The sequence below is a fragment of the Caballeronia sp. LZ029 genome, assembly GCF_031451275.1.
GTDB lineage: Bacteria > Pseudomonadota > Gammaproteobacteria > Burkholderiales > Burkholderiaceae > Caballeronia > Caballeronia jiangsuensis.
Map to the genome: position 1 here is coordinate 647979 of NZ_JARUXO010000002.1, position 21249 is coordinate 669227.

Here is a 21249-nt window from a genome sequence, read left to right on the forward strand (position 1 = left end):
AACAAGGAAAACTCACGATGAAGCTGCCCCGCACACTCGTTTCGCTCGCCGCGCTCGTCGCGCTCGGTGTCACATCGTCCGCCTGGTCGCAGAGCAAGACGATCTATATCGGCATGAACGGCGGGCCGATGGAAAAGGCCTACACCAGCCAGGTCCTGCCCGAGTTCGAGAAAGCCAACAACGTGAAGGTCGTCGTGGTGCCGGGCACGTCCTCCGACGTCCTCGCGAAGCTGCTCGCGAACCGCAACAGTCCGCAGATTCACGTCGCGTTCCTCGATGACGGCGTGATGGCGCGTGCCGTCAGCATGGGCGTATGCCAGAAGCTCGACGACGCGCCCGTGCTCAAGGAGCTCTACCCGTTCGCGCGCCTGAAGGACGACATGGGCGCGGGCGTGCAGCTCGGCATGACCGGCATCGGCTACAACACGAAGCTCTTCAAGGAAAAGGGCTGGGCGCCGCCGACCTCGTGGATGGACTTCGCCGATCCGAGGTACAAGGGCAAGGTGGTGTTCCAGTCGGCGTCGAGCAGCACCTTCGGCCTGCATGGTTTCCTCGCGATCAACCGCATCCTCGGCGGCAGCGAGAAGAACGTCGAGCCGGGCTTTTCCAAATGGGCGACGACGGTCGGCCCGAATGTCGTCGAGTACATTCCGAACTCGGCGAAGCTCTCGGAGATGATCACGACGGGCGAAGCCGGCCTCTTTCCGCTCACGCCGACCGCCATCGGCGATCTGAAGGACAAGGGTCTGCCGGTCGCGTATGTCGCGCCGAAGGAAGGCGCGGTGCTGCTGCTCGTCGATGTGTGCGTCGTGAAGAACAATCCCGATCCGGCGCTCGCGCAAAAGCTCGCGCAATTCCTCCTGTCCGCGCCCGCGCAAACGAAGGCCGCCGAAGCCGGCAAGCAGATTCCCACCAACACGCAGGCGAAGATGACGCCGGAGATGGAGAAGAATCTCGGCGACCTGAACGCGCTCGTGAAGAAAGTGACCGTGGTGGACTGGGACACGATCAACGCGAATCGCGCCCAGTGGGATCAGCGCTGGAATCAGCAGATCGAGAAGTAACGCTTACAGGTCCTTCACGAGACGAAGCGCATCGTAGATGGCGGCGTGCGTATTGCGCGCCGCCACCGCATCGCCGATCCTGAAGAGCTGGAAGCGCCCTTCCGGGTTCCGTTCGGCGACTTGCGGCTTGCCGTCGATGAGCTTGTCGTAATCGATCGCGCCGAGGTTCGACGACAAAGGCTTAAGCTCGAAGTACAGTTCGTCCATCGGAATCGTGCCGTGATTGACGACGATCTGATCGTGGCGCTGCTCCTTCTTCACGCCGCCGTAGTCGCTGCCGATCGTCGCCACCAGTTCGCCGCCTTCGCGGCGTACGGATTCGAGGCGGAACGTCACCGTGAATGTGGTCGCGAGCTTCTGCAGCGAGCGCATGTAGGGTACGAGGTTCATGCTCATGACTTCGGGCGAGAACGAGCGGTCGGGCGTCATCACCTCCACCTTGCCGCCGGCCTGCGCGATCGTTTCGGCTGCCTGAAGCGCGGCGTGATCGCCGGCATCGTCGAAGATCAGCACGTTCGCGCCGGGCTTCACATCGCCGGAAATGATGTCCCACGAAGAAACGACATGTTCGTTGCCTTCCGTGCAGACCTCCGTGTGCGGCATGCCGCCGGTCGCGACGATCACCACATCCGGATTCTCCGCCAGCACCGTGTCGTTGTCGGCCCACGTGTTGAACCTGAACCGCACGCCGAGCCTTTCGCACTGCGCCATGCGCCAGTCGACGATGCCCATCATCTCCTTGCGGCGAACGTTCTGCGCGGTCAGGCGAATCTGGCCGCCGGGATCGTTCATCGCTTCCAGCACGACGACATCGTGCCCACGCTCGCCCGCGACGCGCGCCGCTTCGAGACCCGCGGGCCCCGCGCCCACGATGACGATCCTGCGCTTCGTCGCGGCCGGCTTGATCGTGTGCGGCATCTCCAGTTCGCGGCCCGTCGCGGCGTTGTGGATGCACAGCGCCATGCCGCCCTGATAGATGCGATCGAGGCAGTAATTCGCGCCCACGCAAGGCCGGATATCGTCCTCCCTGCGCTCGATGATCTTGCGCACGATATGCGGGTCGGTCATATGCGCGCGCGTCATGCCGACCATATCGATCTTGCCCGACTCGATCGCATGGCGCGCCGTCGCGACGTCCTGTATGCGCGCCGCATGGAACGTGGGGAAGTCCGTCGCCTGCCGGATTTCACCCGCGAAATCGAGGTGCGGTGCGCTCTTCATTCCCATGATGGGGATGACGTCGGTGAGTCCGGCGTCGGTATCGAGATGGCCGCGAACCACGTTCAGAAAATCGACGAGACCGCTGTTTTTCAGGCGCTTCGAAATCTCGATGCCCTCTTCCTTCGTGATGCCGCCCGCCAGCATTTCGTCGGCCGTATAGCGGATGCCGAGAAGAAAGCGCTCGCCGACGCGCTCGCGCATCGCGCGCATCACGTCGAACGTGAAGCGCATGCGGTTTTCCAGCGAGCCGCCATACGGACCTTCGAGCGTATTCGTCAGCGGCGACCAGAACTGGTCCATCAAGTGACCGTACGATTCGATTTCCAGCCCGTCGAGCCCGGCGGCCTTCATGCGCTCCGCCGCATCGGCGAAGTCGCGGACGATGCGCTCGATATCCCAGTCCTCCAGCTTCTTCGGAAAGGCGCGGTGCGAGGGTTCGCGGTTGTGCGACGGCGAAACGGCGGGCAGCCAGTCGCCCTTGTCCCAGCGCGTGCGGCGGCCGAGATGCGTCAACTGGATCATCACTTTCGCGCCGTGCTCGTGGCACTCGTCGACGAGATCCTTCATCCACGGCACGACTTCATCCTTGTACGCGAGGATATTGTTGAAGACCGGCGGACTGTCCTTCGAAACCGCCGCGGAACCGGCCGTCATCGTCAAAGCGAGGCCCGCCTTGGCCCGTTCGACGTGATACGCGCGATAGCTCGCCTTCGGCATCCCGTCCTCGGCGTACGCCGGTTCATGCGACGTCGTCATGATCCGGTTGCGAAAAGTGAGGTGTTTCAGCGTGTACGGCTGGAGCAGCGGGTCCGTGGACATGGATGCCTCATCGAAGCGAGTGGGGACGAAACGCCTGTTGTGAATCAAGAGTAGAACCTCTGTACACACGTGTCAAGTAGGGAGACAATGGTGTACATTAGAGTTGTCAAAGCGGGGGAAATAACGACATGGACGAGACGCTCGATGTGGTGCGCGGCTCCGCCGACATGTGGCTGGATGCGGCGTACGAAGGCTTTCTGGAAGGTGGGGTCGAGGCGGTCCGCATTCTTCCGCTCGCAAAAAAGCTGAATCTGTCGCGGACGAGTTTCTACTGGTTCTTCAAGGATCGAGAAGAATTGCTCGCCGCGCTGCTCGACCGATGGAAACAGAAGAACACGGGCAACTGGATCGAGCGTACGGAAGCGTATGCGGACAGCGTGTGCGAAGCGATGCTGAACGTGTTCGACTGCTGGTTCGACGACACGATTTTCGACTCGCGCTTCGAGGCCGCGATCCGCAACTGGGCGCAGCAATCGCCGGACATCGCGGAGCACATGGCTCAGGACGACGCGCAGCGCATCGAGGCGCTGACTGCGCTATTCGAGCGATTCGACTATGAGCCGCGCGCCGCCGATGTCCGCGCGCGCGTCGCGTATTTCACGCAGGCCGGCTATGTGTCGACGAAGCCTCACGAAGACATGTCCGTCCGCATGATGCGCATTCCGGAGTACGTCGAAGTCTTTACGGGCGTGAGGCCGAAGAAGCACGAACTCCAGCGCTTCTACTCGCGGCGCGACTTCGAGTTCGAGTCTGAATGATCGTGTTCCTTCGCGGTCAGTTGCTCGAACACGTGCTCGCATGCGGCTTTCCACGCCGCGTTGCCACCGAGCCTGTCCAGCACATCCAGACCTTGTGCCGTATAGGTGCCCGCCGTCGCGATGGATGAACCGATTTCGCCGATGCCCGACGAAGCTTTATATCGCGAGTAAGCCACGCAGTCTTCGACGCCGCTGAGCACGAGCTGTCTTGCGTCGTCGGGTGCGAAGCCCTTCTGAACGAACCATTGCTGGAGGTCGTGAAGCAGGAAATAAAACCATCCGTTCATGCACGCGCCGACGGTGGCGAGCTCGAATTCGCGTTCCGTTGCGAGCAGCACCGCATTGCCCAGCGCGGTGAGCAACGGCGCCATCGCTGAATCGGCGGGATAGACCGCGACCGTCGAGCGGTTGATCTCGGCAGCGAGAGACAACATGGCGCGCGTGCATTCCCTTGCGCCGAACATGCGCTGCAAATCGCCGGCCGGCACGCCACTGACAACGGAAATGAGCGGAATGCCGGGCTTAAGGCTGACTTCCTGCGCAAGCTCGCCGAGTTGTCCCGGACGAACGCCGATGAGGACGACATCCGCGGCATCCGCGACTTCCTGGTTATCGCGCATCAACGTGCAGCCGATATCTTTCACGAGACTCTCCGCCCTTGCGCGGCTTCTGGGCGAAAGAAGAAACGTCGCGTCGCTGCCGCTGCGATGTAATCCGCGAATCATCTTCTCGGTCAGATCGCCGACGCCGAGCACCCCGAGCTTGATCATGAGCTTCGTTACTCCTCGCTGAGCTTGATTTGCCAAACTGAACATTCGCGCATCACGAGGCACTATATCCGCATTCGAGAACATCGGGCCGCTTGCGTTGCACGTGCTCGAATCGGCGCATAGACTGGTTCGGGTATCGGATGTTCGCGAATGCGTCGTGAAGAAATACGGAGTCACTCCATGAGTGAAGAACAGATTCGAGAAGCGCTGAATGCGCACTGGCTCGCGTCGGCGAACGGCGATCTCGACGCCGAGCACGACATCTACGATGACGATGCCATCTGCGATTATCCCCAATCAGGCGAACGCATACGCGGACGGACGAACTTGCAGGCATTGCGGGGACATCATCCGGACAAGCCATCCGGTTTCGATGTCAAACGGATTCAGGGAGAAGGCAATCTCTGGATCACGGAATACATGATCTCGTATCAGGCACAGGCGGCCTTTACGGTCAGCATCATGGAATTCCGCGACGGCAAGGTGATTCACGAAACCCAATACTTTTCGAGTCCATTCGAAGCGCCGGCCTGGCGAAGTCAGTGGGTCCAGCACATGAACTGACGGGCGAATGTCTGTCTTTCGCCGACATCGGGCAATCGAACTGTCGCTCACGATCCGTCGCGTGACGCGCGTGCGCGCTCGCATAACTTCGCTCGACGCTTATAGGCAGGGACTTTCGCACTCGTTGGCATGGCGCGTGCAAATGAATGAGTGGCGATTTGCATGTCGTCATTCACTTCACTTTTGCCAGGAGACCAGCCATGACCACTCTGACCATCACCGATCTGCCCCGCGCCGATACCATCGATCGCGATGCGATGTCCGCCGTTCGCGGCGGCATCGCGCATGTGACCCTGCCCGGCGGCGGCAACGCGCTTCCCGGATTGCCGACGCTGCCGGCGTCGTGGCCCGGCGCTGCCGCGCTCCTTAAGGAGTTGCACATCCCGGTGCCGTTGCAGATCGCGCCGCAACCTGCGACGCAGGACCCTCGTCTGCTTTGAGCGGGTCGCGTGCTGCTCGACGCGCCTTCATCGTTCGAAATAGATCGCGAGCCAGACGGTCTGCTCGCCGGCATCCGTCCACGCGACGCGATGCCGGCAATGCGGCTCGATCAGCACGTAGTCGCCCGGACGCATGTCGTGCCGCGTCGAGTTCTCTTCGAATTCGAGCGTGGCCGCGCCCGACAGCAGCACGACCCATTCGGCGCGCGAGTCGTCGTACCAGAAGCCTTCCGGACTCGCGTGGCCCATCGACACGATCCGCTCCACGTTCAGGCGTTGCCCCGTGACGAGCATGTCGATCCGCTCTTCGACGCCGCGCTTTGCTTCGACGCCGAACAGGTTACCCGTTTGCAGTTGCATGGATCGGCCTCGCGTCAGGTTCGAATCGTTGATATCGATTATGTGCGAACTCAACTCGACCCGCTCACCAGCAAATCGCGCATCGCGTTGAGCGCCGCCGAGAAGTGCCCTTTGCGCCACACGAGCAGCGTATCGACGCGGCCGAGTTCGCCCATCGGATGCAGATCCACTTCGCCATCCAGCCGCGCGAGTTCGAGCACCGAACGCGGCGCCACCGCGACGCCCGCCCCCGCCGCCACGCACGCGACGATCGCGTGATAGGAACCCAGCTCCAGCACCCGCGCCGGTCGGATGCCCTGCTGCTCGTACCAGCGCATCGCGTATGAGCGATAAGCGCAGCCGCGCTCGAACGCCACCAGCGTCAGCCCTGCGGCGTCGCGCGCCGTCGTCGCCGGATGCTGTCCGCGCGGCGTGACCAGCGCCAGCTCTTCCTCGAACACCGGCACGAATTCGAACTGCTCGGCGGGAAGCGTGTCGGGCTCGATCGGACGCGCCATCACCGCCGCGTCCACTTCGAACGTCCGCACGCTTTCGATGAGCGCGCGTGTCACGCCCGTCGCCAGTTCGAGCGTCACCTGCGGCCAGCACTGATGGTAGGTCGCGAGCACGCGTGGCAGGCGGCTCGCGGCCGTGCTTTCCATCGTCCCGAGCCGCAGACGCCCCTGCGGACGATTCTCGCTGACCGCGTGACGCGCTTCCTCGGCGAGCGCGAGCAGCCGTTCCGCGTAGGGCAGCAAGGTCTCGCCGGCCGGCGTCAGCACGAGCCGACGGCCATCGCGAATGAAAAGGTCCGTGCCGAGCGTCTCTTCAAGCTGACGGATGCGCGTCGTCACGTTCGACTGCACGCGATTGAGTTTCGCCGCCGCGCGCGTCACGCCGTTCTCGCGCACGACAGCCCGAAAAATGGTCAATGCCGACAGATCCATGATCTTCCCAGAAGATTCATTGCATCTCGATTATTCATTTTTCAAGATGCATCGGTCAAGCTAGGATGCGTTCATTACCGCTACGCTGATCGACTCATGGCCTCGCCCGCACAAGCTTCGTCGCTGCCCGCCCATCACGCGCGAAATGCCGCGCTGGCGTGCGCCGTCGTGCTCGCGGTGGCGCTCGGCGTCGGACGATTCGCCTTCACGCCGCTGCTTCCCCTGATGCTGAAAAGCGGCGCGCTCGATATCCGCCACGGCGGCTGGCTCGCATCGGCGAATTACGCGGGCTACTTGATCGGCGCGTTGTCGTGCGCGGCGATCCGCATCGATCACGCGCGCATGGTGCGCCTCGCGCTCGCGTGGACGATCGTGCTGACGCTCGCGATGGGCGTCGTCCATCTCTTCTGGCTGTGGGCCGCGATACGCTTCGCGGCGGGCGTCGTCAGCGCGTGGGCCTTCGTGTTCGCATCGCAATGGGGCTTGCGGCGGCTCGCCGAACTCGACGCGCACGGCCTCGGCGGCGTGATCTACGCGGGGCCGGGCGTCGGCATCGTCGCGACCGGTTTGCTCGGCGCGGCGGCCGCGGCGCTCGGCGTGCCAGCGCCTTCGGTATGGATCGGATTCGCGATCGCGTCGGGCGTGGCGGGCGCCATCGTGTGGAAGACGCTCGCCCATCAGACGCCATCGACGCGTGGCCGCGCACACGTGCCCGAGCGCGCAGCGCCCGCAGCGGCGCGCGTCGATTCGATCGGGCTCGTCGGCCTCTACAGTCTCGCGGGCTTCGGCTACATCATCACCGCGACGTTTCTTCCCGTCATCGCGCGACAGGCGTTGCCGGGCTCGCCGTGGCCCGACCTGTTCTGGCCGGCATTCGGACTGGCGCTGATCGCAGGTGCGCTGATCGCCGCGCGGCTGCCGCTGTCGTGGGACAACCGGTTCTTGTCGGCGGCGTGCTATGTGATCCAGGCGCTCGGCATCTTGCTGGGCATCGTGTTTCCGAGCGCGCTCGGCTTCGGTATCGGCAGCGCGCTGCTGGGCTTGCCGTTCACCGCGATCACCTTGTTCGCGATGCGCGAGGCGCGCCGATTGCGCGGTGAAGCCGCCGCCGGCCTGATGGGATACGCGACCGCCGCGTACGGAGTGGGACAGATCGCCGGGCCGCTCGTCGCGGCACCGATCGCCGCGCACACCGGCTCGTTTTCCATCGCGTTATGGATCGCGGTGGCGGCGCTGGGACTCGGCGCGGCCGGACTCGCATGGCTCGGGATGCGCGGGCGCGCAACGAGCGCCTGACGCAACAGGATCGTCCTATCCGCGCGCCGGAGCCGCGTGTCAAAGTGGCGGGCATCCTCTCATGTGGAGCATGCCGTGTCCGCCGCCGAAACATCCGCACTTCTCTATCGCCCCTTCACCGCCAATGACATCGCCGCGGCGCATGCGCTCTCGGTCGAAGTCAAATGGCCGCATCGCGCCGATGACTGGCGCTTCGTGCTCGACGCCGGCGCGGGTTTCATCGCGCAGGACGGCGAACGCGTGGTCGGCACCGCGCTCTTCTGGACATACGGCGACGACGGCGGATCGCTCGGCATGGTGATCGTCGCGCCCGACTGTCAGGGCAAAGGCATCGGCCGCAAGCTGATGGAACTGCTGCTCGAAGCGCTCGGCAAGCGCATCACCGTGCTGCACGCGACGCCCGCGGGCGAGCCGCTTTACGCGAAGCTCGGGTTCAAACGCATCGGCGCGATCCATCAGCATCAATCCGCCGATTTCGCTGTACCCGCAATCGAATTGACGCAAGGCGAACGGCTGCGCGCAATCGAACCGGGCGATACGCAAGCGCTCATCGATCTCGCTTCACGCGCAAACGGACTCGACCGAAGCGCGCTGCTGCCCGCGCTGTTGAACGTCGCGCGCGGCGTCGTGCTCGAACGCGATGGCGAAGTGCTCGGCTTCTCGCTCATCCGCGAGTTCGGGCGCGGTCACGCGATCGGACCGGTGGTTGCCGTCAACGCCGATCGGCAGCACCAGCGCCGTGCGCAAGCGCTCATCGCGCATACGCTCGCGTCGCGCGAAGGCACGTTCACGCGCATCGATACGCCGGATGAAAGCGGTCTGTCGGACTGGCTCGAAGGCATCGGGCTCAAGCGTGTGGATACGGTCATCAAGATGGCGCGCAACGGCACGCCGCCGCACGATGCATCCGTCGCGCAATTCGCGATCATCAATCAGGCGCTGGGCTGATACGCATGACGATCCTCTATAAAGCCGATCCCGAACGCGGCCGGCAATGGGCGCAGCACTTCGCGCAAAAAGCGCCGGACGTGACGTTCCGCGTGTGGCCCGACATCGGCGATCCCGCCGCCGTTCGCTATCTCGCCGCATGGCAGCCGCCCGCCGACGTCATGCAGACATTCCCCAATCTCGAGGTGATCTTCTCCGTGGGCGCGGGCATCGATCAGTTCGATCTGTCGGGCGTGCCGCCGCATGTCGAGGTCGTGCGGATGACCGAGCCGGGCATCGTCGAAGGCATGGTCGAATACGTGACGCAGGCGGTGCTCACCATTCATCGCGATCTCTTCGATTACGCCGCGCAGCAACGCGAGCGCATCTGGCGCGAGATGCCCGTGCGCGCCGCCTCGACGCGGCGCGTCGGCGTGCTCGGGCTCGGCATGCTCGGCACGGCGGTGCTGAAAATGCTGCATCTCTTCGGCTTCGATTGCGCCGGCTGGAGCCGTTCGCCGCACGAGATCGAAGGCGTCGAATGTCATGCGGGCGTCGGATCGCTCGATACGTTCCTCGCCCGCACCGATATCCTCGTGTGCCTGCTGCCGCTCACGGACGCGACGCGCGGCCTCATCGGCAAACACGTGTTCGAGACGCTGCCCAAAGGCGCATCGTTCATCAACGTGGGGCGCGGCCCGCAAGTGATTCAGCAGGACCTTCTCGACGCGCTCGACAGCGGCCATCTCCATGCCGCGATCCTCGACGTCACCGATCCCGAGCCTTTACCGCCGACGCATCCGTTCTGGACGCATCCGCGCGTGCGCCTGACGCCGCATATCGCGAGCGCGACGCGGCCGGAAACCGCCGTCGATGTGGTGCTGGAGAACCTGCGCCGCCATCGCGCGGGAGAGCGCATGATCGGCGCAATCGACCGCACGCGCGGCTACTGAACCCGTCCTCCGGAGCGCGCAGCACAAAATGCTGCGCGCCCCCCGAAAAAAACCGCGAATTCACTTTTTGGCGATTTTTTTGGCGATGCGCGCGATACCGCTCTGCCGATAGTATGAAACGGTCAAGAGCCATTCCGCCCCTTCGCGAAGAGAGAGCCGCATCATGCCGATCAAGTCGCTTGTCGAGTCCGACCGTCAACATCTGATTCATCCCGTCGTCAGCTATCGCGCGCATGAGGCACGCGGCGTCACCGTGCTCGATTCCGCCGATGGCGTGTTCCTGCGCGATATCGAAGGCAAACAGTTGCTCGACGCGTTCTCCGGCCTGTGGTGCGTGAACACGGGTTATGGGCACGCGAGCATCGTCGAGGCCGCCGCGAAGCAGATGACGAAACTGCCCTACGCCACGAGCTATTTCCACTTCGGCTCCGAACCCGCGATCGAACTGGCCGCGAAGCTCGTCGAGCTCGCGCCCGCGTCGCTGCAACACGTGTACTTCACGCTCGGCGGCTCGGACGCCGTCGATTCGGCGCTGCGCTTCATCACGCACTACTACAACGCGACGGGCCGTCCGTCGAAGAAGCATTGCATCGCGCTGCAACGCGGTTATCACGGTTCGTCGTCGATCGGCGCGGGACTGACCGCCTTGCCCGCGTTCCATCGCAACTTCGATCTGCCGCTCGCGACGCAGCATCACATTCCTTCGCCGTATGCATATCGCAACGATTACGCCGACGATGCCGCGCTCACCGCGGCATCGGTGCAGGCGCTCGAAGCGAAGGTCGCGGAGCTCGGCGCGGACAACGTCGCCGCCTTCTTCTGCGAGCCGATTCAAGGTTCGGGCGGCGTGATCGTGCCGCCGTCGGGCTGGCTGAAAGCGATGCGCGATGCCTGCCGCAAGCTCGATATCCTCTTCGTCGCCGATGAAGTGATCACCGGTTTCGGCCGCACGGGTCCGCTCTTCGCGTGCGAAGGCGAAGGCGTCGAGCCGGACCTGATGACGGTCGCGAAAGGCTTGACCGCAGGCTATGCGCCGATGGGCGCGGTCCTGATGTCCGATGCGGTCTATCGCGGCATCGCCGATGGCGCCGATGCGTCCGCGGTCATCGGTCATGGCCACACGTATTCGGCGCATCCGGTGAGCGCGGCCATCGGACTCGAAGTGATGCGGCTCTATCATGAAGGCGGCCTGCTCGCGAACGGCCAGGCGCAGGCGCCGCGTTTCGCGCAAGGGCTCGACGCATTGCTCGAACATCCGCTCGTCGGCGATTCGCGTCATCGCGGTTTGCTCGGCGCGCTCGAACTCGTCGCCGACAAGCAAAGCAAGCGCGGCTTCGATGCATCGCTCAAGCTGCCGGACCGCATCGCCGCCGCCGCGTATGGCAACGGCCTCGTGTTTCGCGCGTTCGGCGACAACATTCTCGGCTTCGCGCCGGCGCTGTGCTACACGCAGGCGAACTTCGACATGCTGTTCGAGCGCCTCACGAAAACGCTCGACGACGTGCTCGCGCAGAGCGAAGTACGCGACGCCCTGAAGGGCGGATCGGGCTTCAGCTCCCGCGCGGCTGCGTGATAACATCGACCGACCGCCGACATGCGAGACCGAACCCGCCGCGATGAGCACCGACAGCAAGCTGGACCGAATCGATCTGCGTATCCTCTCGCAATTGCAGAAGCGCGGGCGCATCACGAACGTGGAGCTCGCCGATGCGGTCGGTCTGTCGCCCAGCCCTTGCCTGATTCGTGTGAAGCGGCTGGAGAAGGCGGGCTTCATCGTCGGCTACGGTGCGCAGATTCAATTAGAGAAGCTCGGCGACGTGCAGGTGGTCTTCACCGAAGTCACGCTCGCGGATCATCGCCGCGAAGACTTCATCAACTTCGTGAATGCCGTGAAGGATGTCGACGAGATCGTCGAATGTCATCTCGCGAGCGGCGGCTACGACTATCTGCTCAAGTTCGTCACGCGCAGCGTGAGCCATTACCAGAGCATTGTGGAAGGGCTGCTGGAGCGTGGCATCGGCATCGAAAAGTACTTCAGCTATGTCATCATCAAGACGGCGTTCGTGAAAACGCACTATCCGCTCGAAACGCTCTTCTCGCAGCATCATCACTGAGGCGCGCGCCTCATTCTTCTCATGAACGAATGCACGCACGCGCGTTTTGCACGTGCGTGCTTTTTATCGTCGATCATCTTCACGCGGAGTAGCACATGTCCAGCAAATATCGTATTGCCGTGATTCCGGGCGACGGCATCGGCAAGGAAGTGATGCCCGAAGCATTGCGCGCGCTCGATGCCGTGAGCAAGCGCTTCAATATCGAACTGGAGTACCGGCATATCGAGTGGGCGAGTTGCGATTACTACGCGCAGCACGGCCAGATGATGCCCGACGACTGGAAGGCGCAACTGCAAGACGCCGATGCGATTCTGTTCGGCGCGGTCGGCTGGCCTGACACCGTGCCGGATCACATCTCGCTGTGGGGTTCGCTTCTCAAGTTTCGCCGCGAGTTCGATCAGTACATCAACCTGCGTCCCGCGCGTCTTTTCGACGGCGTGCCCTCGCCGCTCGCGAACCGCAAGGCGGGCGACATCGACTTCATGATCGTGCGCGAAAACACCGAGGGCGAGTATTCGTCCGTCGGCGGCACGATGTTCGAAGGCACGGAACGCGAGTTCGTCTCGCAGACATCGATCTTCACGAGAAAGGGCGCGGAACGCGTATTGAAGTTCGCGTTCGATCTCGCGCAAAAGCGCGAGAAGAAACTGACGGTCGCCACCAAGAGCAACGGCATTTCGATCAGCATGCCGTGGTGGGATTCGCGCGCCGCCGAAATCGCCGCGCAGTATCCCGAGATCAAATGGGACAAGCAGCACATCGACATTCTGTGCGCGCGCTTCGTCCTGAGCCCGGATCGCTTCGATGTGGTCGTCGCGACGAACCTCTTCGGCGACATTCTTTCGGACCTCGGCCCGGCATGCACGGGCACGATCGGCATTGCGCCTTCGGCCAACATGAATCCGGAGCGCAACTTCCCTTCGCTGTTCGAGCCGGTGCATGGCTCCGCGCCGGATATCGCGGGCAAGAACATCGCCAATCCGGTCGCGATGATCTGGTCGGCGGCAATGATGCTCGAATTCCTCGGCGAACGCGACGCGCACGACGCGATGCTCTCCGCCATCGAAACCGTGCTGAAGCAAGGCCCGCATACCGGCGATCTGGGCGGCCGCGCGAACACGACGGAAGTCGGCACGGCCATTGCGCGCCTGCTCGGCTGAACATTCCGGAGACCATCATGACGCAACGATACGAGTTGAGCGATCTGATTCGCGCCGACAATTTCATCGACGGCAAATGGGTTCCCGCCGCGAGCGGCAAGCGCTTCGCCGTCACCGATCCCGCGACGGGCGATGTCATCGCGCAAGTGGCCGACAGCGGCCCCGCCGACGCCCGCGCCGCCACCGATGCCGCCGCGCGCGCCTTTCCCGCATGGCGCGATACGCTGCCGAAAGATCGCGCGGCGGTGCTGCATCGCTGGCATGCGCTGATCGTCGAGAACGCGGATGCGCTCGGGCGTCTGATCTCGCTCGAACAGGGCAAGCCGTTCGCGGAAGGTCGCGGCGAGGTGATGTACGGCGCGTCGTATGTCGCATGGTTCGCGGATGAAGCCACGCGCATCTACGGCGACATCATTCCGCAGCAGCAGCGCGGCAAGCGCATGAGCGCGGTGAAGGAGCCGGTCGGCATCGTCGCGGCGATCACGCCGTGGAATTTCCCGCTCGCGATGATCGCGCGCAAGATCGCGCCTGCGCTCGCGGCGGGTTGCACGGTCGTCGGCAAGCCTGCCGAAGATACGCCGCTCACGGCGCTCGCACTCGTGCTGCTCGCGCATGAAGCGGGCGTGCCGGCGGGTGCGTTGAATCTGATCGGCGCATCGCGCGAGAACGCGCAGGAAGCCGTCGGCGACTGGCTCGAAGATGGCCGCGTGCGCAAGATCACCTTCACGGGCTCGACGCCAGTGGGCAAGTACCTCGCACGCGAATCGGCGGGTACGTTGAAGAAGCTGTCGCTGGAACTCGGCGGCAATGCGCCTTTCATCGTATTCGACGACGCCGATCTCGACGCCGCCGTCGCGGGACTGATGGCATCGAAGTTCCGCAATGGCGGACAGACCTGCGTGTGCCCGAATCGCGTGTATGTGCAGTCGTCCGTGTACGACAAGTTCGCCGATCTGCTGGCGAAGCGCGTCGCCGCATTGAAGGTCGCGCCCGCGACGGACCCCGACGCGCAGATCGGCCCGATGATCAACGCGCGCGCGGTCGAGAAGATCGAACGTCACGTCAGCGACGCAGTCGAACGCGGCGCACGCGCGATCACGGGCGGCAAGCGTCTTGCCGAACTCGGCCCGAACTATTACGCGCCGACCGTGCTCACGGGCGCCACATCCGACATGCAATTGAGCTGCGAGGAAACCTTCGGCCCGGTCGTACCGCTCTTTAGTTTCGACGACGAAGCCGAAGCCATCCGCGTCGCGAACGATACGCCGTTCGGCCTCGCCGCCTATTTCTACAGCCAGAACCTGAAGCGCATCGATCGCGTGTCGCGTCTGCTCGAAGCGGGACTCGTCGGCATCAACGAAGGCGCGATTTCGAGCGAAGCCGCGCCGTTCGGCGGCGTGAAGGAATCGGGTTATGGGCGCGAAGGCTCGAAGTACGGCCTCGACGATTATCTGTCGATCAAATATCTCTGCCAGGGCGGACTCGAATGAACGCCTATCCGATCGAGATCACGTTCCCCGATATCGGCGCGCATGCATCGGGCAACGCGGGTGTGCCGTATGTGCATACGTTCGACTCGGGCATCGACGGTCCGCATGTGATGATCAACGCGCTCACGCACGGCAACGAAGTGTGTGGCGCGATCGTCGTCGATGCATTGCTGCGCGCTCGCCTGAGGCCGCGTCGCGGCAAGCTCACGCTGGCCTTCGCGAACGTCGATGCATACGCGCGCTTCGATGCGGGCAAGCCGGATGCATCGCGTTTCGTCGATCAGGATTTCAATCGCGTATGGACTGCGCAGGCGCTCGACGACACCTCGCGCGATTCGAGCGAACTGCGTCGCGCCCGCGCGATGCGGCCTGTGATCGATACCGTCGATCTGCTGCTCGATCTTCATTCGATGCATGAGAAGAGCAAGCCGCTGATCGTCGCGGGGCCGCTTGATAAAGGCATCGAATTGTCGGCGCGGCTCGGCACGCCCGCGACCGTCATCTGCGATGAAGGCCATCCCGAAGGCCGGCGCATGCGCGATTACGAAGGCTTCGGCGATCCGTCGAGCAGCAGGAATGCGTTGCTCATCGAATGTGGACAGCACTGGGAAGCAGGCGCCGTGACCGTGGCGCGCGACGTGACTGCGCGGTTTCTTCTGCTATCCGGTGTCGTCGATGAGGATGATTTGCCTGCGGGGTGGATTCAGGCATCGCCGCGGGAAATGCTCGTCGTGCGTGTGACGGAACCCGTTGTCGCGAAGAGCATGGATTTTCGTTTTGCGGGTGAGTACACCGGGCTCGAAGTGTTTCCCCAAGCGGGTAGCGTGATCGGGTGGTCGGATGGGACTGCCGTCGAGACGCCCTATGACGATTGCATGCTCGTCATGCCCTCATTGCGGCAATTACGTCCGGGAGTGACTGTCGTGCGGCTCGGCAGGATCGAACAGCGTATTCAATACGATTAGAGATGTTGCGGAGTTTGTTTTCGCCGGATCCCGTATTCGCGTCGGTCTATTAGCACTGCCCCTCCCCGGGGCGGGGGTCACTTTCTTTGCTGCTGCAAAGAAAGTAACCAAAGAAAGCAGCTTCTCAGCGCCCGCGGTCACACGCACGTTGGCCATGCTTGCCAGCCACCAATGGCACTTGCCTAAGTGTCGCCCCCAAAGGACCAATCGGGCTTGGCTCGCGCACGGTCTGCCGAGCTAGTTGTTTTAGGGCGCTGGTTCAGCACCAAAGAGCTTCGGCACAGCGCTACGCGCTGCCGTTGGGTATGCGAGGGAAACCATCGAAGAAGGAGCGCGCGCGCACCCGATTGACCCATCGGCCGCATAGCGGGCCGGAGCTATTTGGTGCTGAACCAATAACGCAAGCGGCGCGATGTGTCGGACCGTGCGCGGTCCAAGCCCTTGTCTGCTTGTGGGGGCACACGCTAGTGCCGGGCCATTAGGCCAATCGTCTGTGCCGCGGCCGGTGTGAAGTGCTTAGGCTGGGGATAGCTGTTTCTTTGGTTACTTTCTTTGCAGCAGCAAAGCAAGTGACTGCCGCCCCGCACAGGGGCAGTGCTAATAAACCAACACGATTACGGGATCCGGCAAAAAATCCCAAACCATCAAAGGAAGAACCAATGAAAGTTCAACAGATCAGACAGAGCATTGCGATTGAGGGATTAGAAAACTGGGGCACAGCGGGCCTTCCTGGCGCACAGGAAATCAAAATCTCCGGCGTACAAAAAGTCATTCCAGGCAGCGAAGCCATCGATACCGGCATATTCGAATGCACACCCGGCACATATCGCCGTTCGGTCAAACAGGCGGAAGTCATGCATTTCCTCGCGGGAAACGGCCGCTTCACCCCCGACGGTGAAGACACGATTCACTTCACCGGCGGCGATACCCTCTTCTTCGCGGCGAACACCGAAGGCACATGGGAAGTCGACGAAACCATGCGCAAGGTCTATGTGATCTTCTGAACCCGCAACAGAACGTGGCCATTGCACTGACATAACATCAGGTCATGGTCACTCCAACAATTCCGGCGTTGCCCCCGCGTATTTGACTCAATATATTTTTAGTCATCCACGCGCCGTCCCCGCTTCCGGTCAAAGCCAGGCGGAACCGCGCGATCCGCAAGACATCCGCTTCAACCGTGTCGAGGAAAACGCCGTGATGAACATTGCAAGGTTCCGCTGTCCGCACTTCGCCGTTCGCCCGCTCGCCATGACTTTGCTGCTCTCCATCGCAAGCGCGGCGCCCGCGTTCGCGGCGGGCAAGATCACGTTCGTGTCGCAGGGCGGCGCTTATCAGGAAGCGCAGACCAAAGCCATTCTCGACCCCGCCGCGAAACAGCTCGGCATCACGATCAATCAGGACAGCATTCCCGACGCGTGGCCGCAGATCAAGGCGCAAGGCGCGACCGGCAAGCCGATCTGGGATGTCGTCGATACCCCGCCCTCCAACTGCCTGCGCGGCGGACGCGAAGGTCTGCTGGAAAAGCTCGATTTCTCGAAGATTCCCAACGCAGCGACGGTCCCGGAAAAATACCGCACGCCCTATTCGGTGGCGTACGAGTTCTATTCGACCGTCATCGGCTATAACAAGAAGACGCTCAAGAAGGTGCCGCAAAGCTGGAAGGACTTCTGGGACGTGAAGAACTTTCCCGGCACGCGAGCGCTACGCAACGATCCAATGACCGTGCTCGAAGCCGCGCTGCTCGCCGATGGCGTGCCGCGCGACAAGCTCTATCCGCTCGACGTGGACCGCGCGTTCAAGAAGCTCGAAGAGATCAAGCCGAACATCACCGTTTGGTGGACCTCGGGCGGACAGTCCGCGCAATTGCTGCACGACGGCGAAGTCGATATGACGATGATCTGGAATGGCCGCGCCAGCGCCGTGATGAAGGATGATCCGGACGTCGCCTTCACGTTCAACGACGGCATTCTGCAGAACACGCAGCTTTGCATCCTGAAGAACGCGCCGAATCTGAACGATGCAGTGCGCTTCCTGAACGCGGCCCTGTCGCCGGAATTGCAGGCGAATCTGCCGCTGTATATCGACTACGGCCCGGGCAATCCGGCCGCGTTCAAGACCGGCAAGATCACCGACAAGCGCGCGGCCGAATTGCCGAGCGCGCCGGTCAATGCGGCGAAGCAGGCGCTGCTGTCAGAGGACTGGTGGGCATCGGAGCCTGGCATTCAGGCGAAGGCGCGCTGGCTCAAGTTCATGCAATAGCGCGGCTTTAAGTACCGCACGTGTTCGACTATCTGATTCTGGGCGGCGGCTCGGCTGGTTGCGTGCTGGCCGCGCGCCTTTCCGAAGATGCGCACGCGAACGTATGTCTCGTCGAAGCGGGCCGCGATATCTCCGCGCACACGATGCCCGATGCCATTCGCAGCCGTTATCCGGGACGCGCGTATCTCGACACGCGCAATATCTGGCAGACATTGAAAGCGCGCATGAGCCGCAGCGCCGCCACGCGACGCTACGAACAGGCACGTCTTCTGGGCGGCGGCTCGGCCATCAACGCGCTGATGGCCAATCGCGGCGCACCCGCCGATTATGACGAATGGGAAGCGCTCGGCGCGTCGGGCTGGAACTGGCAAACTTGCCTGCCTTACTTTCGCGCGCTCGAAACGGACTGCGATTTCAGCGGCGCATTGCACGGCAGCGATGGCCCCGTGCGTATCCAGCGAACGCCGTGGCCGCGCATATCGCCGTTCGTGCGCGCGGTCCTCGGCTCGCTTGCCGAAAGCGGTCATGCATTGCACGACGATCAGAATGGGCCCTGGCAAGACGGCGCGTTCATCGGTTCGATCGCGGTCAGTGCGAAGGGAGAGCGCATCCCGACTTCCGTCTGTTATCTCGACGATGCCGCGCGCGCACGCGGCAACCTCACGATACGCACCGGCGAAGTCGTCGAGCGCATTCTGTTCGACGGCAAGCGTGCCATCGGCGCGCGCATCGTGCACGCGGACGGCACGCGTGAAGAACTGAAGGCGCATCGCGTGATCGTGTCGGCGGGTGCGATTCATAGTCCTGCATTGCTGATGCGAAGCGGCATCGGTCCCGCCGATGAACTCGCCCCGTTCGGCATCGACGTGCTTGTGGATCGTCCGGGTGTCGGGCGCAATCTCATGGAGCATCCGTCGATTGCCGTGTCCGCGTATCTGCCGCGCGCCGCGCGCACGCCGTTTCCGGATGAACATCACGAGCAGGCGATCGTGCGCTTCTCTTCCGGCTTGCCGAATACCGTTCGAGGCGACATGCATGGCGCGATCCTGTCGCGCTCGGGCTGGCATTCGGTCGGATATCGACTGGGTACGATCTTCTTCTGGGTCAACAAGTCGTATTCGCGCGGGCGCGTGACGCTTGCATCGGCGAGTGCGTTCGATGAACCCGATGTCGATTTCGCCATGCTCTCCGATACGCGCGATCTCGAACGGCTCAAGCTTGCGTTGCGCTTCGGCGCTTCCGTTTTGTCATCGCCATCGATGAACGCGCATCGCGATGCGATCTTTCCGTCGAGTTATTCGCCGCGCGTGGCCGCGGTGGCTGTTCCGGGCACATGGAACGCGGTGCAGCGCGGCGCGTTGAGCGTGTTGCTCGATATCGCCGGACCGTTGCGCGGCTCGTTGATCGAGCATGTCGTGACGCAGGGCGTGACCATCGACGAACTGCTCGAAGACGATCACGCGATGACGGCGTTCGTGAAGCGTTCGGTGGGCGGCACCTGGCATCCGTCGGGGACGTGCCGCATGGGGGCATCGAACGATCCGTTGGCCGTCACCGATGCGCGCGGCGCGGTCTATGGCGTCGAAGGTCTGTACGTGTGCGATGCATCGCTAATGCCGTCGATTCCGTGCGCGAACACGAATGTGCCGACGATCATGATCGTGGAACGGGTGGCGGATGTGTTGCGTGGCGCGGCGCGTGACAGACGCGAACCGGCCACGCGCACGTTCAACTACTCGCCATAACCCACAATCCCCTTCACCTCAAGAAACGCCTCCAGCCCCCACTCCCCATATTCACGCCCATTCCCCGACTGCTTGTAGCCACCGAACGGCGAGCCCGGATCCCACGCCGGATAATTGACATAGACGCTGCCCGCGCGCATTTTCATCGCTACACGCCGCGCGCGTTCCTGATCCTTCGACTGCACATAAGCTGCCAATCCATAAGGCGTGTCGTTGGCAATGGCGATCGCTTCTTCCTCATCGCGATACGGCATGATCGCGAGCACCGGGCCGAAGATTTCCTCGCGCGCGATCGTCATCGACGGATTCACGTTCGCGAACACCGTCGGCTTCACGTAGTAACCGCGTTCGAGTCCATCAGGACGTCCGGGGCCGCCCGTCACCAGCGAAGCACCCTCTTCGATGCCGATATCGATCAGCCGCTGCACGCGCCCGAACTGGACCTCACTGACCACGGGGCCCATCGTCGTCGCCGGATCGCCGGCCGGTCCCACGCGATGCCTGCGAGCCGCGCGCAACGCGATCTCGACGGCCTCGTCATGCCGCGATGCGGGCACCAGCATGCGAGTCGGCGCATTGCACGACTGACCGCTGTTGCTGAAGCACGAGTTCACGCCCGCGGTCACGGCGGCTTCGAGATCGACATCGTCGAGAAGAATGTTCGCCGACTTGCCGCCCAGTTCCTGATGCACGCGCTTCACGGTCGGCGCGGCGAGTTTGGCGATCTCGATGCCCGCGCGCGTCGATCCGGTGAACGACACCATATCGACATCCGGATGCGCGCTCAGTGCCGCGCCGACGGTCGGTCCATCGCCATTCACGAGATTGAACACGCCTTTGGGCACGCCCGCCGCATCCATGATCTCGGCGAACAGCACCGCATTCATCGGCGATACTTCGCTCGGCTTCAGCACCACCGTGCATCCCGCCGCAAGCGCCGGCGCGACCTTGCACACGATCTGATTGATCGGCCAGTTCCACGGCGTGATGAGCGCGGCCACGCCCACCGGTTCGTGATTGACGAGCGTCGTGCCCTTCCTGCGCTGCCACGGGAAGTGCTCGACCGTGCGCAGCGTCTCCTCGATATGCCGCCTGCCGAGCGCGGCCTGCCACGCATGCGCGAGCTTCGTCGGCGCGCCTATCTCACGCGAGATGACATCGGCCATCTCGTCGTAACGCGCGACATACGCTTCGAGCATGCGCTCGAGCAACGCGACGCGTTCTTCCACATGCGTCTGCGAGAACGATACGAATGCGCGCCGCGCCGCGGCCACCGCGCGGTCCACATCGCGTGCATCGCCGAGGGCGACTTCGCCGATAGCTTCTTCCGTCGATGGATCGATGACAGCCAAACGCGTGCTGCCGAAGGGCTCGACCCATTCGCCGTCGATATAAAACTGCTGTAGATGTCGCAT

At 63.1% G+C, this 21249-nt stretch carries 20 protein-coding genes; 15 read left to right on the plus strand and 5 right to left on the minus strand.

What is annotated here, in order from left to right; translation table 11 throughout:
- Nucleotides 1-17 precede the first annotated feature (17 nt).
- On the plus strand, nt 18-1064 hold the full coding sequence (locus QCE73_RS17775) for an ABC transporter substrate-binding protein (RefSeq protein ID WP_309882690.1): 1047 nt from the start codon (nt 18-20) through the stop codon (nt 1062-1064).
- 3 nt (nt 1065-1067) lie between these two features.
- Here QCE73_RS17775 and QCE73_RS17780 read toward each other — a convergent pair whose 3' ends face one another.
- Nucleotides 1068-3104 (minus strand): NADH:flavin oxidoreductase, encoded by a 2037-nt coding sequence (locus QCE73_RS17780; protein ID WP_309882691.1) that lies wholly within the window; start codon nt 3102-3104, stop codon nt 1068-1070.
- 128 nt (nt 3105-3232) lie between these two features.
- Here QCE73_RS17780 and QCE73_RS17785 point away from each other — a divergent pair, with 128 nt between their 5' ends.
- A complete protein-coding gene (locus QCE73_RS17785; RefSeq protein ID WP_309882692.1) occupies nt 3233-3862 on the plus strand; it encodes a TetR/AcrR family transcriptional regulator in 630 nt (209 codons plus the stop codon).
- Here the strand turns inward: QCE73_RS17785 and QCE73_RS17790 are convergent.
- Nucleotides 3826-4632, minus strand: a complete 807-nt coding sequence (locus tag QCE73_RS17790; RefSeq protein ID WP_309882693.1) for an NAD(P)-binding domain-containing protein — start codon at nt 4630-4632, stop codon at nt 3826-3828. The genes QCE73_RS17785 and QCE73_RS17790 overlap by 37 nt on opposite strands.
- 180 nt (nt 4633-4812) lie before the next feature.
- Here QCE73_RS17790 and QCE73_RS17795 point away from each other — a divergent pair, with 180 nt between their 5' ends.
- Together QCE73_RS17795 and QCE73_RS17800 are read left to right on the plus strand one after the other, a co-directional pair.
- Nucleotides 4813-5196, plus strand: coding sequence for a nuclear transport factor 2 family protein (locus QCE73_RS17795; protein WP_309882694.1), 384 nt, complete (start codon nt 4813-4815; stop codon nt 5194-5196).
- Nucleotides 5197-5396: 200 nt separating this feature from the next.
- On the plus strand, nt 5397-5636 hold the full coding sequence (locus QCE73_RS17800; protein WP_309882696.1) for a hypothetical protein: 240 nt from the start codon (nt 5397-5399) through the stop codon (nt 5634-5636).
- 27 nt (nt 5637-5663) lie between these two features.
- Here QCE73_RS17800 and QCE73_RS17805 read toward each other — a convergent pair whose 3' ends face one another.
- The gene (locus QCE73_RS17805; RefSeq protein WP_035503820.1) at nt 5664-5996 is read right to left on the minus strand and encodes a cupin domain-containing protein; all 333 of its coding nucleotides are present in this window, start codon (nt 5994-5996) and stop codon (nt 5664-5666) included.
- A gap of 50 nt (nt 5997-6046) precedes the next feature.
- The gene (locus QCE73_RS17810) at nt 6047-6922 is read right to left on the minus strand and encodes a LysR family transcriptional regulator (protein ID WP_309882697.1); all 876 of its coding nucleotides are present in this window, start codon (nt 6920-6922) and stop codon (nt 6047-6049) included.
- Nucleotides 6923-7018: 96 nt separating this feature from the next.
- Between QCE73_RS17810 and QCE73_RS17815 the strand changes: the two genes are divergently transcribed.
- The 11 genes from QCE73_RS17815 to QCE73_RS17865 all read left to right on the plus strand — a co-directional run bounded on the left by QCE73_RS17815 (nt 7019) and on the right by QCE73_RS17865 (nt 19834).
- Nucleotides 7019-8218, plus strand: coding sequence for a YbfB/YjiJ family MFS transporter (locus QCE73_RS17815; protein ID WP_309882699.1), 1200 nt, complete (start codon nt 7019-7021; stop codon nt 8216-8218).
- 75 nt (nt 8219-8293) lie between these two features.
- Complete coding sequence (locus QCE73_RS17820; RefSeq protein ID WP_309882700.1) at nt 8294-9166, plus strand: GNAT family N-acetyltransferase; 873 nt, start codon at nt 8294-8296, stop codon at nt 9164-9166.
- A 5-nt stretch (nt 9167-9171) separates the two neighbouring features.
- Nucleotides 9172-10098, plus strand: a complete 927-nt coding sequence (locus QCE73_RS17825; RefSeq protein ID WP_309882701.1) for a glyoxylate/hydroxypyruvate reductase A — start codon at nt 9172-9174, stop codon at nt 10096-10098.
- Between the two features lie 163 nt (nt 10099-10261).
- Nucleotides 10262-11671, plus strand: a complete 1410-nt coding sequence (locus tag QCE73_RS17830; RefSeq protein ID WP_309882702.1) for an aspartate aminotransferase family protein — start codon at nt 10262-10264, stop codon at nt 11669-11671.
- Between the two features lie 43 nt (nt 11672-11714).
- On the plus strand, nt 11715-12212 hold the full coding sequence (locus QCE73_RS17835) for an Lrp/AsnC family transcriptional regulator (protein ID WP_187606672.1): 498 nt from the start codon (nt 11715-11717) through the stop codon (nt 12210-12212).
- Nucleotides 12213-12307: 95 nt separating this feature from the next.
- The gene (locus QCE73_RS17840; RefSeq protein ID WP_187606671.1) at nt 12308-13372 is read left to right on the plus strand and encodes a tartrate dehydrogenase; all 1065 of its coding nucleotides are present in this window, start codon (nt 12308-12310) and stop codon (nt 13370-13372) included.
- A gap of 17 nt (nt 13373-13389) precedes the next feature.
- Entirely contained in the window at nt 13390-14862 is a 1473-nt protein-coding gene (locus QCE73_RS17845) for an NAD-dependent succinate-semialdehyde dehydrogenase (RefSeq protein ID WP_309882704.1), read from the plus strand.
- Nucleotides 14859-15827: a M14 family metallopeptidase gene (locus QCE73_RS17850; protein WP_309882706.1), complete on the plus strand. Its 969-nt coding sequence runs from the start codon at nt 14859-14861 to the stop codon at nt 15825-15827. The genes QCE73_RS17845 and QCE73_RS17850 overlap by 4 nt, the downstream gene beginning before the upstream one ends.
- A gap of 659 nt (nt 15828-16486) precedes the next feature.
- Nucleotides 16487-16831: a cupin domain-containing protein gene (locus QCE73_RS17855; RefSeq protein WP_035503833.1), complete on the plus strand. Its 345-nt coding sequence runs from the start codon at nt 16487-16489 to the stop codon at nt 16829-16831.
- Between the two features lie 196 nt (nt 16832-17027).
- Nucleotides 17028-18089 (plus strand): ABC transporter substrate-binding protein, encoded by a 1062-nt coding sequence (locus QCE73_RS17860; protein ID WP_309882707.1) that lies wholly within the window; start codon nt 17028-17030, stop codon nt 18087-18089.
- A gap of 20 nt (nt 18090-18109) precedes the next feature.
- Nucleotides 18110-19834 (plus strand): GMC family oxidoreductase N-terminal domain-containing protein, encoded by a 1725-nt coding sequence (locus tag QCE73_RS17865; RefSeq protein ID WP_309882709.1) that lies wholly within the window; start codon nt 18110-18112, stop codon nt 19832-19834.
- On the opposite strand, the gene QCE73_RS17870 is transcribed toward QCE73_RS17865, so the two are convergent.
- Entirely contained in the window at nt 19822-21249 is a 1428-nt protein-coding gene (locus QCE73_RS17870; RefSeq protein WP_309882711.1) for an aldehyde dehydrogenase family protein, read from the minus strand. The genes QCE73_RS17865 and QCE73_RS17870 overlap by 13 nt on opposite strands.